The organism is Amycolatopsis thailandensis (assembly GCF_042723255.1).
Taxonomy (GTDB): domain Bacteria; phylum Actinomycetota; class Actinomycetes; order Mycobacteriales; family Pseudonocardiaceae; genus Amycolatopsis; species Amycolatopsis thailandensis.
This window is the reverse complement of the sequence record NZ_JBHXJK010000188.1, coordinates 1-13,045: the sequence shown is the minus strand read 5'-3', so window position 1 is coordinate 13,045 and position 13,045 is coordinate 1. Positions and strand designations below refer to the sequence as shown.

Annotated in this window: 14 protein-coding genes; 4 read left to right on the top strand and 10 right to left on the bottom strand. The window is 69.2% G+C overall.

The window, feature by feature from the left end; translation table 11 throughout:
• Window positions 1-254 precede the first annotated feature (254 nt).
• The 5 genes from ACFWMR_RS39610 to ACFWMR_RS39590 form a co-directional block, all read right to left on the bottom strand.
• Window positions 255-1,982, bottom strand: a complete 1,728-nt coding sequence (locus ACFWMR_RS39610; RefSeq protein ID WP_378382109.1) for an LpqB family beta-propeller domain-containing protein — start codon at window positions 1,980-1,982, stop codon at window positions 255-257.
• Window positions 1,979-3,661 carry an MtrAB system histidine kinase MtrB gene (gene mtrB / locus ACFWMR_RS39605; protein WP_378382111.1) on the bottom strand — a complete coding sequence of 561 codons (1,683 nt, stop codon included), beginning with the start codon at window positions 3,659-3,661 and terminating at the stop codon, window positions 1,979-1,981. The genes ACFWMR_RS39610 and mtrB overlap by 4 nt, the downstream gene beginning before the upstream one ends.
• A gap of 43 nt (window positions 3,662-3,704) precedes the next feature.
• Entirely contained in the window at window positions 3,705-4,382 is a 678-nt protein-coding gene (gene mtrA / locus ACFWMR_RS39600; RefSeq protein WP_005150760.1) for an MtrAB system response regulator MtrA, read from the bottom strand.
• 111 nt (window positions 4,383-4,493) lie between these two features.
• A complete protein-coding gene (locus ACFWMR_RS39595; protein ID WP_378382108.1) occupies window positions 4,494-5,630 on the bottom strand; it encodes an NAD(P)/FAD-dependent oxidoreductase in 1,137 nt (378 codons plus the stop codon).
• Window positions 5,627-5,944 carry a bifunctional 3-phenylpropionate/cinnamic acid dioxygenase ferredoxin subunit gene (locus tag ACFWMR_RS39590; protein WP_093936666.1) on the bottom strand — a complete coding sequence of 106 codons (318 nt, stop codon included), beginning with the start codon at window positions 5,942-5,944 and terminating at the stop codon, window positions 5,627-5,629. The genes ACFWMR_RS39595 and ACFWMR_RS39590 overlap by 4 nt, the downstream gene beginning before the upstream one ends.
• A gap of 153 nt (window positions 5,945-6,097) precedes the next feature.
• Between ACFWMR_RS39590 and ACFWMR_RS39585 the strand changes: the two genes are divergently transcribed.
• Window positions 6,098-6,883, top strand: a complete 786-nt coding sequence (locus tag ACFWMR_RS39585; protein WP_378382107.1) for an IclR family transcriptional regulator — start codon at window positions 6,098-6,100, stop codon at window positions 6,881-6,883.
• A 60-nt stretch (window positions 6,884-6,943) separates the two neighbouring features.
• Here ACFWMR_RS39585 and ACFWMR_RS39580 read toward each other — a convergent pair whose 3' ends face one another.
• The gene (locus ACFWMR_RS39580; RefSeq protein WP_378382106.1) at window positions 6,944-7,798 is read right to left on the bottom strand and encodes an AraC family transcriptional regulator; all 855 of its coding nucleotides are present in this window, start codon (window positions 7,796-7,798) and stop codon (window positions 6,944-6,946) included.
• Window positions 7,799-7,970: 172 nt separating this feature from the next.
• Here ACFWMR_RS39580 and ACFWMR_RS39575 point away from each other — a divergent pair, with 172 nt between their 5' ends.
• The gene (locus ACFWMR_RS39575) at window positions 7,971-8,477 is read left to right on the top strand and encodes a DUF6319 family protein (protein WP_378382105.1); all 507 of its coding nucleotides are present in this window, start codon (window positions 7,971-7,973) and stop codon (window positions 8,475-8,477) included.
• A 57-nt stretch (window positions 8,478-8,534) separates the two neighbouring features.
• Here ACFWMR_RS39575 and ACFWMR_RS39570 read toward each other — a convergent pair whose 3' ends face one another.
• Together ACFWMR_RS39570 and ACFWMR_RS39565 are read right to left on the bottom strand one after the other, a co-directional pair.
• Entirely contained in the window at window positions 8,535-8,870 is a 336-nt protein-coding gene (locus ACFWMR_RS39570; protein ID WP_378382104.1) for a cupin domain-containing protein, read from the bottom strand.
• Window positions 8,867-10,174: an MFS transporter gene (locus tag ACFWMR_RS39565; protein WP_093932355.1), complete on the bottom strand. Its 1,308-nt coding sequence runs from the start codon at window positions 10,172-10,174 to the stop codon at window positions 8,867-8,869. The genes ACFWMR_RS39570 and ACFWMR_RS39565 overlap by 4 nt, the downstream gene beginning before the upstream one ends.
• 108 nt (window positions 10,175-10,282) lie before the next feature.
• On the opposite strand from ACFWMR_RS39565, the gene ACFWMR_RS39560 reads away from it, so the two are divergent.
• Window positions 10,283-10,963, top strand: a complete 681-nt coding sequence (locus ACFWMR_RS39560; RefSeq protein WP_378274360.1) for a DUF2848 domain-containing protein — start codon at window positions 10,283-10,285, stop codon at window positions 10,961-10,963.
• On the opposite strand, the gene ACFWMR_RS39555 is transcribed toward ACFWMR_RS39560, so the two are convergent.
• Together ACFWMR_RS39555 and ACFWMR_RS39550 are read right to left on the bottom strand one after the other, a co-directional pair.
• Window positions 10,927-11,703 (bottom strand): tRNA(His) guanylyltransferase Thg1 family protein, encoded by a 777-nt coding sequence (locus ACFWMR_RS39555; RefSeq protein ID WP_378382110.1) that lies wholly within the window; start codon window positions 11,701-11,703, stop codon window positions 10,927-10,929. The genes ACFWMR_RS39560 and ACFWMR_RS39555 overlap by 37 nt on opposite strands.
• Window positions 11,690-12,157: an AAA family ATPase gene (locus tag ACFWMR_RS39550; RefSeq protein ID WP_378382103.1), complete on the bottom strand. Its 468-nt coding sequence runs from the start codon at window positions 12,155-12,157 to the stop codon at window positions 11,690-11,692. The genes ACFWMR_RS39555 and ACFWMR_RS39550 overlap by 14 nt, the downstream gene beginning before the upstream one ends.
• A 112-nt stretch (window positions 12,158-12,269) precedes the next feature.
• Between ACFWMR_RS39550 and ACFWMR_RS39545 the strand changes: the two genes are divergently transcribed.
• Window positions 12,270-12,989 (top strand): VIT1/CCC1 transporter family protein, encoded by a 720-nt coding sequence (locus ACFWMR_RS39545; RefSeq protein WP_378382102.1) that lies wholly within the window; start codon window positions 12,270-12,272, stop codon window positions 12,987-12,989.
• Window positions 12,990-13,045 lie beyond the last annotated feature (56 nt).

Sequence of the window (13,045 nt, the reverse complement as noted above, 5' to 3'; positions counted from 1 at the left end):
GGCCCCCTTCCTTGCGCCTAGCGCAAGGAAGGGGGCCTTCATGTACTTCTGGGTGCGGCCGCTGTGGCTACTGGTGCGGCCGGTGCGAACGTGGCGCCCCTGAAGGTGGTGAAGGCCTCCTTCCCTACCTTCAGGGTAGGCAAGGAGGCCTTCACGGACCGGGCCGGCGAACGTGGCCCCGCTTCAGAGACCGGGCCGGCGAACGTGGCGCCCTTCAGGGAGCGGGCCGGCGAACGTGGCACCGCCCCGGAGGCTCAGCCCGGGTAGAACGGGTCCGCGTCGGTGACCGTGTGCGCCTGCGGCCGCCAGACCTCGCCCAGTTCGGAGGCGACCCACAGCCCACCCGCGTCCGCGACCAGGTTCTGCCTGCTCGGCGCCGCGGTGACGCCGTGCACCGGCGGGGTCAGGTTCGAGCTGTTGAAGGTGTCCATCCGCTGTCCGTCCAGCGGCACCTTGACCACCGGCAGCGAGCTCGACGAGGTCGCGGCGATCAGGTGGTCCTGGGTCGCCCAGTCGACGTCGACGACGTCCTTGAGGTCGCGTTCCTGCAGCTTGCGCGGCGCCCGCAGCGCCACCGAGTCCGCCGTCCGCACGATCGAGGCGACCACGAGCTGCCCGTTGACCACCGCGGCCAGCCGGGACCCGTCGCGCGAAAGGCGCAGTTCGGTGATCTGGCCGAGCCCGGTGAGCAGGGTCGCGTCGACGCCGGCCTTCACCCAGCGGCCGTCCGCGGCGAGCGTGATCCTGGCGACGGTGTTGTGGTCGACGACCGTCCACACCTCGCCCGAAAGCCCGCCGCCGCGGGCGACCGGGCGCCAGGTGGGGCGGCTCAGGCTGCCGCCGAACAGGTCGACCGAAGCGAGGTCGCGGCCCAGGTCGCCGACCCGGAGCCACTGCCTGCCGTCGCGTTCCTCGACCACGGCGAGCCGTTTGCCGTCGACGGACTGCCCGGCACTGACGACCTTGTAGCCGCCGTTGCCCGCGGGCCCGCCGACCGGCTGCCCGTCGCCGAGCGACCGGACCCGCCCGTTCACGGTCATCAGGCCCAGCAGCTCCGAGTTGGGCGCGATGTCCACGTTGTAGTTCGGCAGCTCGCTGGAGCGCCAGTATTCGTGTTCCGGCACCAGCGCGGTGCCGTCGGCCAGCAGCCGGATCCGGCTCAGGGTCACCGTCTGCAACGAGAGGACGATCTGCGCCGCGATCAGGTTCCGGTCGACGAGACTGGCCCCGCCGATCCCGGTCAGGGCGACGTCGAGTGTCCCGTCGTCGGTGCTTCGCACGTTGGTCTCGGTGGTGACCTGGTCGTTCAGCAGGTCCTTGACAGCGCCCTTCAGCTCTTCCGACGGCCCCTGGAGCACCAGGTCCATCACCCGGCCGGGCAGCCCGGCCTGCGGTTTCGCCGCGACGTAACGGAGGTCGGGGACGAAGGTGCCGGAGTCGGGCGAGTAGAAGCTGATCGGCACCCGGAAGTAGTTGGTCGCGAAGTCCGCGTCGGTGACGGCGAGATCCTGCGGCGGGTCCACGATCCGCCACTGGCCGTTCTGCTGCTTCCGCAGCTTGAACTGCTGCGAGTACTCGGCCTTCACCGGGATGAACGCGCTGTCGGGGCTCAGGTTGCCGAGTTTGAACCCGCGGACGTTCACCACCTGCTCGTCCGGGTTCCCGGTCGGCGTCCCGGTGTCGTAAACGGTGCCGAAGGTGTTGTCGATGATCGTCAGTCCCGGCGACGGCTTCCAGTTGCGCCGGGCCTCGTCGTCGAGGTAGACCCGCGCGTCGGCGTTCGCCGTGCCCGGGGTCGCGGAGTTGCGGATGAACTGGCGGACGACGGTCAGCGAGTCGAGCCCGTCCGCCGGTTCTGGGACGTCCACCGGCGCCTGCCCGGGTTTGTCCCCGGGGACGACGGCGGGCTGGGTCTCGAGCGGGATGTTCGCGCAGCCGGAGACCAGCAGGAACACCGCAAGCAGGGTCAGCAGCCGCTTCACCGGCCGACCTCCTCGGGCTCGGCGAGGATCGCGTCGGGCGCCGGGCGGACTTCGAGCAGTCCCGACGACGAGCCGTGCGGATCGGTCGCCTTGTGATCGGGCGGGGGCAGGACCAGCGGGCTCTCCCCCATCGGCGTGTCCTGCTGCCGCGGCAGCACGAGCCGGAAGCAGGCGCCGTGACCGGTCTCGCCCCACGCGTCGAGGACGCCGCCGTGCAGCCGGGCGTCCTCCTGGCTGATCGCGAGGCCGAGCCCGGTGCCGCCGGTGCGGCGGTTACGGGACGGGTCGGCCCGCCAGAACCGGTTGAAGACCAGCTCCGCCTCACCGGGCCGGAGCCCAACGCCACGGTCTCGCACGGTGATGGCTACCGCGGTCTCGTTGACCGCCAGCGTCAGCACCACCGGGTTTCCTTCGCTGTGGTCCACCGCGTTGGCGAGCAGGTTACGCAGGATCCGTTCGACCCGGCGCGCGTCGACCTCGGCGGGCGCCTCCTCGTCCGGCAGGATCAGCTCGACGGAGCTGCCCGCGTTGCCCGCGATCACCCGGACCTGTTCGACGGCCCTGGTCGCGATCGGCCGGACGTCGATCAGCTCGGCCGAAAGCTCCTCGACACCCGCGTCGAGCCTGCTGATCTCCAGCAGGTCGCCCAGCAGGGCCTCGAACCGGTCGAGTTCGTCGACCAGCAGCTCGGTGGACCGGGCGAGCCCGGCGGGGAACTGCTCGCGCGACGCGTGCAGCACGTCGGCGGCCATCCGGACGGTGGTCAGCGGAGTGCGCAGTTCGTGCGAGACGTCGGAGGTGAACCGGCGCTGCAACCCGCCGAAGTCCTCCAGCTGGCGGATCTGCCGCTGGATACTCGCGGCCATCCCGTTGTAGGACACGGCGAGTTTGGCGAGATCGTCTTCACCGAGCACGGCGAGGCGCTGGTCGAGGTCCCCGTCCGCGAATTGTTCGGCCGCCGCGGCGGCCTGCCGGACCGGCCGGACCACCTGCCGGGTGACCAGGTTCGTGATCCCGGCCAGCAGGAGCAGCAGGACGAGCCCGCCGACGAGCAGCGTGTTCTGCACGGTCGAGACGGTGTTCTGCTCGCTGGTGAGCGGGTACAGCAGATAGAGCTGGAGCGGGTTGATCATCGTGCTCACCGGCGCGCCGACGATCAGATACGTCGTCTTGCCGCCGTCGGCTTCGGTGGCCGTGTGGATCAGCCAGCTGAGCTGCTCGGTCTCCACGAACTGGCGCAGCCGGACAGGCACCTTGTCATAAGGACCCGCGGCCACCGGCTTGCTCGACTGGTCGCGGCCGCCCGCGGCGAGCACCGGTTCGAAGGTGCCCGCGGTCGATCCCGCGCCGTCCGGTGAGCTCGTCGTGCTGGAGATCTTCTTGAGCGCGTTGTTCATCCGCGCCGTCAGCGCTTCCGTGCCTTCGGTGCCGACGCCGACCAGCTCGCTGGCCGCGGTCTCGACGACCGCCCGGGTCTGCGCGATCGCCGCGTTCTGTTTGGTCTCCATCAGCCGGTCGGTGATCTGGTTCTGCAGCACCATGCCCAGCACGAACACCACGGCCGACGACAGTGCCAGCGTGGACACCGTGACCCGGAACTGGAGCGAATACCGCCACAGCTCGTTGAACGAGACCACCTTGCGGCGCACGAAAACCACGATGCGCCGGGCATGGCGCATCGTGGTTTGGGCAAGCTTTCGCAAGCGTCCGCTCATGGGGTGATCACGGCGGGCCGGCCTTGTACCCGACACCGCGGACCGTCAGCACCACCTCGGGGTGCTCCGGATCCTTCTCCACCTTCGAACGCAGACGCTGGACGTGCACGTTCACCAGCCGGGTGTCGGCGGCGTGGCGATAGCCCCACACCTGTTCGAGGAGTACCTCGCGGGTGAACACCTGACGCGGTTTGCGGGCGAGCGCGACCAGGAGGTCGAACTCCAGCGGGGTCAGCGGGATGGCCTTGCCCTCCCGGGTCACCTCGTGCCCGGGAACGTCGATCGCGAGGTCGCCGATCGTCAGCGACTCCGCGGGCTCGGCCTCGGTGCGGCGCATCCGGGCGCGGACGCGGGCCACGAGTTCCTTCGGCTTGAAGGGCTTGACCACGTAGTCGTCGGCGCCCGACTCGAGCCCGAGGACGATGTCGACGGTGTCGCTCTTGGCGGTGAGCATCACGATCGGCACGCCGGACTCGGCGCGGATCGCCTTGCAGACGTCGATGCCGTTCATCCCGGGCAGCATGAGGTCGAGGAGGACCAGGTCCGGTTTCAGCTCACGAAGCGCGGGCAGCGCTCGTGAGCCGTCGGCCACGACGGCTGTGTCGAACCCCTCCCCACGCAGCACGATGGTGAGCATCTCCGCGAGAGCAGGGTCGTCGTCGACGACCAGAACACGTGCCTTCATAAACCTATGTTCGCACTAGTTTCCCCGCGCGAGCGCGCGACCCGGCGATGTGACCACCAGAAAGATCATCGAATCGGGCAAATTGCTCCATCCGAGTAGGGTCTTCGGGCCCTAGAGGGCACGTCGGAGCTTGGTGAACGGCCTCGGGGAGTCGATCGCGAAGACACCGGCCAGGACGTGGCCGCGGTGATAGGTCGCGACGAAGCGCTTCGAAGCGACGTCGCCTTCGACGATCCGCACGTCTTCCGTGGCCACTCCGGCGAATTGGAGCCGCCGTCCGTACTGATCGGACCAAAAGTAACCGTGTCGTGCGAAATGCGTGACGGTCGCACCGGCGAGCAGGTTCTCGACAGCGGCGCCCGCCTGCTCGTTCGCCGCCGTCCAGTGTTCCGACCGGACACGCCTTCCGCGCAGACGGCAGCGGTACCGCGCGACGTCACCCACCGCGATCACCCGGGGATTCGCTGTGACACAGCCGGAATCGACGAGCACCCCGTCGTCGACGGCGAGCCCGGAGCCGGTCAGCCATTCGGTGGCAGGCCGCGCCCCGACTCCGGCGACGACGAGATCGGCGCGGATCTCCCGGCCGTCGGCGAGCCGCACACCGGTGACGCGTTCGGTCCCGGCGAACCCGGCGACGGCGACTCCCGCGATCAAGCGGACGTCGTTCTCGGCGTGCAGTTCCCCGCACACCGCGCCCATGCGCGCGCCGAGGACCGGGGTGAGCGGGACGGGCATCGCCTCGATCACGGTGACGTCGTGGCCGAGCAGGCGACAGGCGGACGCGACCTCCGCGCCGATGAATCCCGCGCCGACGACGACCACCGAAACGGGGCCGGCGGCGAGATCCTGTTTCAAGGAGACGGCGTCGTCCAGCGTCCGCAGGGTGTGAACGCCTTTCAGATTCCTCGCCGCGCCAAGGGTTCTGGCCACCGCCCCGGTCGCGATGACATAGCCGTCGGCGGTGATCGTGGTGCCGTCGGCGAGTGTCACGCCTTCGCGGCCGAACTTTTCGGCACGGACACCGATCCGCCATTCGGCGTCAAGTCCGTCGAGGCCGTCCTGCCCGGCGAGCGCGAGATCATCGGCGGATACCTTGCCCAGCAAGAAATCCTTCGACAACGGCGGCCGGTCGTACGGCGGTTCGGCGCCGATCATCACCAGCCGTCCGCCGAATCCCCGCGCGCGCAACTCCTGCGCCGAACGGAGTCCCGCCAGCGAGGTGCCGACGACGGCGACCGTTCTCAAGCGACGTCCTGTCTTACCCCGGTGTCCACGTAGATCACCCCGTCGGCGACCACGACCGGGTACGTGCGCACGGCGCTCTTCGCGGGAAGGCAGTCCGGGACGCCGGTCCGCAGATCGAACCGGGCGGCGTGCAGCGGGCATTCGACGAAGCAGTCCTCGATCCAGCCGTCGGCGAGCGACGCGTCCTGGTGGCTGCACGTGTCGTCCAGGGCGTAGAAACCGCCCTCGGAGTGGAAGACCGAAACAGGCACGGGACCTTCGAGGCGGAGAGCTTCGCCCTCGGGAAGTTCGGAGACGGAGCAGGCACGGATCATCGGGGCCTCCGGGGAAAAGGACCGACGGTTGTCGATGTTGCGTATTACGAGACTGGACGTGCTCTGCGCAACAATCACCCTCGAGGGGCCGGTGCGTCAAGGGATTCGCCCACTCAGCCGAACGGATCCCGGCGAAACGGCTACTGTTGCGTCATGCGGAACCAGGACGCGGGGAACGCAACGCCCAGCCAGGTGCAATCCGTCGACCGCGCGATCAGCGTGCTGGAACTGCTGGCGCGCAACGGGGAAACGGGGATCACCGAGATCGCGGGCGAACTCGGCGTGCACAAATCGACGGCTTCGCGGCTGCTGAGCGTCCTGGAGAACCGCGGCCTCGTCGAGCAACTCGGGGAACGCGGCAAGTACGCGATCGGCTTCGGCGTCGTCCGGCTGGCGGGTGCCGCCACCGGCCGGATGGACCTGGCGAAACTGGGCAGGCAGACCTGCCAGGGCCTGGCGGAGACGCTCGGCGAGACGGTCAACATCGCGATCGCCGACGACGGGGTCGCGATCAACGTCAGCCAGGCCCGCGGCTCGGCCGCGATCACCACGCAGAACTGGACCGGCCAGCGCACGCCCCTGCACGCGACGTCCAGCGGGAAGGTGCTGCTCGCGTACATGGGCGACGCCGAGCGCAAACGCTTGCTCCGGCGGAAACTCGAACGGTTCACGCCGCGGACCACGGTCGATCCGGACGAGCTGACAGCGGAACTGGAGCGTGTCGCCGAGGACGGGTACGCGGCCTGTTTCGAGGAGCTGGAACTGGGGATGCACGCGGTCGCGGTGCCGGTGCACGGCCCCGGCGGGGACGTCGTCGCGGCGATGAGCGCTTCCGGTCCGTCGTACCGGCTTTCGAAACAGCGGGTGCGGCAGATGGTGCGGCCGCTCGCCGAGGCCGCCACGGACCTCTCGGCACAGCTCGGGTACTTCACGGAGTGAAGCTGGCCAGCCCGGTCACACCCTCCGCGCGTGCGATGAAAGGCCCCTTCATCGCATCGGTCAGGCGGGTTCGACGGCCAGCCAGAGTTCACAGGTGGCGGTCCCGAAGTCGTCCGAGTGCTCCAGGATCGTGACGATCGACGGTCCCGGCCGCAGGCGCCACGGGTTGGACGGGAACCATTCGGTCGCCGTCGCCGCCCACACCTTCTGCAGTGCCTCCGGATGCGGGCCGTCGGTACGGAACACCGCCCACCTCCCGGCCGGCACCTCGATGACGTCGAGATCGCCAGGGATGTCACCGGTGACGGCGACCCCGTGCAGATAGGTCAGCTCGGCATCGTCCGGGTCGAGGGCGTCGCTGACCTGCAGCAGTCCCGGCGGTTCGGTGTCGCTGAGCGCTTTCAGCCGGGCGTGCGCCTCCGGCGGCAGCGCGGTGATGTGCCGCTGGATGTGCGGGTTGACGCCTTCGTGGACGAGCGGGACGCGGGTCGCGTGCCCGGCGAGCCGGAAAGCGGGACGGTCGACGATACGGGTTTCCATGGGGATGCTCCCTTCGACGCTCAGGCGGAACCTGAGCCGCGGTTGTGTGCGAAGGGGCCCACCGTCGCGGCGAACCTCACCGGGACCGGCGCCGTGGACTGCCCGGAACGCCCTGCCGAACGCCTCGGCCGAGCCGTAGCCGTACCGGACGGCGATGGTCAGCAGATCGCCCTCGCCACGGACGACGTCGGCGACGGCGGCGGTCATGCGGCGACGGCGGACGTACTCCGACAGCGACATTCCCGCCAACGACGAGAACATCCGGCGCAGGTGGTACTCGGTCGTGCCGGACGAGCCGGCCAGCCCGGTGACGTCGAAGTCGTCCTCGAGGTGCTCTTCGACCAGATCGACGAGCCGATTGAGTGCCGAGATCACGTGGCCTCCCTTCACCGTCGACTCTGACGCAGCGCGACCGGACCGCGCCCGATCGTCGCGGACCGATGCGATCATGCGACACGCTTAGCACACCCTGCCGCGCGACAGTCGAACGCCTGTTCTAGGATGTGCCGGGTACCACCCCATACCCGGGCAAGGAGCGACACCGACGATGACCGTGGATGCCTTGACACGCACTGACGCCGTGTCCGAAGAAGCGGCTACCGAAGCGCCCGTCGACTCGACGCCGCAGGCGGAGACCACCTCGGAGACCAACTCGGAGAACACCGAGGCCAAGACCGAAGCCCCCGAGGCTTCCGCGTCTTCGGAGACCCCCGCCGAAGAGAACACGGCCGAGTCCCCCAAGCCCAAGCGTGGCCGCCCGAAGGTCGCCACCACCGCGAAGAAGACCCGCACCGTCGAGCTGACCCTCACGGTCACCGGCACCGCCGACGGCGAGTGGCAGGCCGAGCTCAAGAACGGCGCCAAGTGGGTCGCGAAGGGCCTGGAGATCCCGGCCGCCGCCGTGTCCCGTGCCGCCAAGGAGCTGCACGCGGATCTGTCGGGCCCGATCGACGAGGTCATCAACGCCGCCCGCGAGCTGCAGGCCGCGAAGGTGGCCCAGCTCGAAGCGGAGCTGGAGAAGGCGAAGCTGGCGCTGGCCGAGCTGGACGCCTGAGACTTTCCTCCTGACCGGGGCGGACGCTGGAAACTTCAGTGCCCGCCCCGGTTTTTTTCATTCCGCGATCGGCGGCCGCGCGGGCAACGGCGTCTTGAACTCGACCCACTGACTGTCCACAATGGCCTCGACGCTGTGCGGGACGCCGCGCGGGTGGACGATCGTGCCGCCCGCCTCCAGCGTCACCTCACGGCCGTCGAGCGTGCCGCGCAGCGAACCCGAAATCAGGTACACGATGCTGTCATGGTCGTGGCTGTGCACCGGAGAAGCGACACCGGCCGGATAGTGGATCTCGTACGCCAGACCGCCTTCCGCCGTCGCGAGCGTCCGGAACCGGCCCTGTCCGCCGAGCAGCGGCAGACCCTCCACTGTGGACATGGCGGTCCAGGTCATCGCACGGATTCCATGGCAGCGGCCTCCTCTTCGCGGTCCGGGTCGCGGGCGAGCACGACACCGATGATGCTCACCACCGCGGTCGCGAGCAAGTAGACCCCGATCGCCAGCCAGGTGTCGAAGCCGGCGAGCAGCGCCGTGAACAGCAGCGGCGCGGGCGCCCCGCCGATGACCCCGGCGAGGGTGTACGCCAGCGAGCTGCCGGTGTAGCGCAGGCGCGGCGAGAACTGCTCGGTGACGAGGGCGGCCTGCGGGCCGTAGAGCGCGGCGTGGATGACCAGCGCGAGCACGATCCCGATCGCCAGCATCGCGAACGAACCACCGCTGACCATCGGGAAGAACACGAACGGCCAGATCCCGGCGGCGATGGTCGCGACCAGGTACAGCTTGCGCCGCGACACCCGGTCCGAGAGCGCGCCGAACAGCGGCATCAGCACCAGCTGGAAAGCGGAACCGATCATCACCGCGGCCAGCCCGGCGCCGCGCGAGAGGTCGGTGTGCGTGGTGACGTAGGTGAGGACGAAGACGGTGAACAGCGCGTAGAGCACGTCCGGGCAGACCCGGATCAGCACGGCCGCGACGAGCGCGCGGCGTTCGGTGCGGAAGACCTCGGAGATCGGCGCCGACGAACGCTCGCCACGCTCCTGGATCTTCTTGAAGACCGGCGTCTCCTCCAGCTTGAGCCGGATCCAGAGGCCGAATCCGACCAGCGCGCCCGAGAGCAGGAACGCGATCCGCCAGCCCCAGCTGTTGAACTGGTCCTCGGTGAGCAGCGCGGCCAGGACGGCGAGGACACCGTTGGCGAGCAGGTTGCCCGCGGGCGGGCCGATCTGCGCGGCCGACGCCCAGAACCCGCGTTTGCCCGGATCCCCGAACTCGCTCGACAGCAGGACGGCGCCACCCCATTCGCCGCCGATGCCGACGCCCTGTGCGAACCGCAGCGCCACGAGCAGGACGGCCGCGAAGCCGCCGATGTTCTCGTACGTGGGCAGGACACCGATGAGGAACGTCGCTACGCCGGTGAGCACGAGGGTCATGACCAGGATGCGCTTGCGCCCGAGCACGTCGCCGAGGCGGCCGAAGAGGAAACCGCCGAGCGGCCGGGCCAGGTAGCCGACGGCGTAGGTGGAGAACGCCGCCATCGTGCTCGCGAGCTGGTCTCCCGACGGGAAGAAGAGATGCCCGAAGATCGTCGCGGCCGCCACCGAGTAGGCCGCGAAGTCGTACCACTCGAGCGCGGTCCCCGAGAGGCTGGCCGCGAAGGCCTTGCGTAGCGAGCGCCGGTCACCGGCTGGTGAGGTCATGTCCACTTCCCGTCCGTAGAAGGTCCGCAACCCCGCCGGGAGGGGTTGAATTGCGGATATACTCCTTGTATACAAGCTGTATGCGCAACCCCCAATCTCGGAGGACCGATGCCTGAGCTGCGTTTCACCCTTCCCGACGGCCAGGAGCGGCGGACCGAGGTCCACACGCTGCTGAACGCCGGATACGCCGGTCGCAGCCAGGAGGACGTCGCCGCCCATGTGGCCGAACTGGCCGAACTCGGCGTCCCCGCGCCCTCGGTGATCCCGGCGCTCTACCCGGTCGCGCCGTACCTGGCGAGCCAGACCGAAGAGGTCCCGGTGCAGCACGAGAAGACCTCCGGTGAGGCCGAGTGGGCCATCGTCATCACCGGCCCCGCGCCCGAGGACGTCCTCCTGACCGCCGCCTGCGACCACACCGACCGCGCGCTCGAAGCGCACGGCGTCGCGTGGAGCAAGAACGCCGGCCCCGACGTCCTCGCCGCCAAGGCCTGGCGTCTCGTCGACGTCCAGGACCGGCTCGACGAGCTCACCCTGTCCGCCTGGGCGGGGGAAACCCTGATCCAGCAAGGAAAACTCGCGGAGCTGCTGCCGCCGTCGTACTGGCTGGACGTGCTGCGCGAACGCGACCTGTACGCCCCGGGCACCGTGCTGATCTCGGGCACGATCCCGATGGTGCACGGCGTCGACCAGTTCGCCGACTCCTGGCGCGTGGAACTGGGCGACCCGGCGACCGGCGAGACGATCGAACTCGCCTACAGCGTGCGGCGGCTGCCCGAACCGATCGGCTGAAGCAGTCCGCCGAGGAAGGCGCGGTACTCGCCCTTCATCGGCAACTCCCTGTCGACGCGGAGGCGGCGGCGGGTCGCGGAGACCTCGATCTCCCGCACCGGGTCGAAACCGGTGCGCTCGAAGGACTCCCAGTACAGCCCGACGCCGCGCCGCTGCCAGGCGGGGACTTCGGCGAAGTTGACGCCGTGCGCGAAAAGCAGCTCGTTCTTCTCGGAGACGCCCGCGCCTTCGAGAGCCGCTCCGGCCTCACTCGCCGATTTCCCCGCCTTGCGCAGGATCCAGTAGCACCAGCCGTTGAGCGCGCAGCGGGTCGCGTCCGCCTGGCGCCAGGAGAAGTAGTCGACGACGTCGTCCGCCGTCGTGCCGAGCCAGACCCGGCCGTCGAAGTGCGCGGGCACTCCGGCCGCGTGGGTGAACGCGGCCGACGCGACCCCGGCGGAGATCGACACGAGCTTCTCCACACCCCGGCCGAACAGGTCGGCGGACGGAGGGAGCACGAGCGAGATCTCGTCGCTTTCCGTGTACACGTAAGGCGAAGCGAACTCCGTCGACAGGGCGCTCGCCGCCTCGGCCATACACTCGGCGAAGCGCGGGTCGAACGGCTTCTCGAACCGCGCTTCGGTGAACTTGGAGAAGCTCCGGCCGTCGACGCGGAGCACCGTCCAGGAGCCGGGCGGCACGGTCAAGCCGTGGAACCACTCGCGTTCCCGTTGCCGCGCCTCGAAATCACCCGCGTCCATGGTCACCCCGCTCCACGACGAACCCGCCCGCGCCGTCGAAACCCACGGTGTACAGCTCGTCGAAACCGTCCTCCGCGGTCGGTCGCCGCAGCCGCTTGAGAGTCGCATAAAGACCGACGTCGGGCACCCGGGTTTTGCCGTTCCGGCGGGCGTTGCGCTCCTGTGAACCTTCGAGATCCGGCGGGAACCAGTACCCGGCGACGCGCGCGCCATGGCGTCTGGCGACCTCGATCAGCGGCGCCCACTCCTCGGGCGACGGGTTGGTGTTGTCCACGACCACCGAACGGCCGTCTTCGAGCGCTTCGGCCAGCATCCGCAGCTGGCGGACCTGCCGTCGCCTGGCGTTCGGGAAGTGGTCCTTGCTGAGGTGGACGTGCGTGCCCGCGAACTCCCGCCGGGAGAACGTCGTCTTCCCGGACGCCTGGAGCCCGATCAGGATCACCACCTCGGCCACGCCCGACAACCTATCCGAGAAGTTAGGCAAGGCAATAGTCAATAAGGATTGCCTGCATTTACCGAAAAGATTTCCTCTCGCCGATTCCCGTTCTCCGTGTTTCACTGAAAAGGTGACCGAAACCGTATCGACCGAACATCCCCACGAACCGCACGCGGATCTGAGCGGCAAACTGAACTGGCTGCGCGCCGGGGTCCTCGGCGCGAACGACGGGATCGTGTCGGTGGCGGGCATCGTGGTCGGCGTCGCGGGCGCGACCACCGACTCCACCACGATCGCGACCGCGGGAATCGCGGGACTGGTGGCAGGCGCGCTTTCCATGGCGGGCGGCGAATACGTCTCGGTGAGCACGCAGCGCGACACCGAACGCGCGCAGTTGCGGCTGGAAAAGCGCGAGCTGAAGGAGATGCCCGAAGCCGAAGAACGGGAACTCGCGGAAATCTACGAGTCGAAGGGCCTTTCTCCCGAACTCGCCGCCGAGGTCGCCCGCGAACTGACCGAAAAGGACGCGCTGCAAGCCCACGCCGAGGCCGAACTCGGCATCGATCCGGACAATCTGACCAGCCCGTGGCAAGCGGCTTGGGCCTCGCTGGTCGCGTTCACCGTCGGCGCGCTGCTTCCGCTGCTGGCGATCGTGTGGACGTCGACCTCGGCGCGGGTCTGGGCGTGCGCTTCGGCGGTCGTGGTCGGGCTGGCGCTGACCGGGTTCATAAGCGCGAAACTCGGCGACGCCCGCGCCGGCCGCGCGATCGCGCGGAACGTCGGCATGGGCGCGCTGACGATGCTGGTGACGTACTACGTCGGCGTGCTGTTCGGCGTCAGTGTCGGCTAGCCGTGCTCAGACACGGAACTCGCGTGATCAGAGACGGAACACGCGTGTTCCGTCTC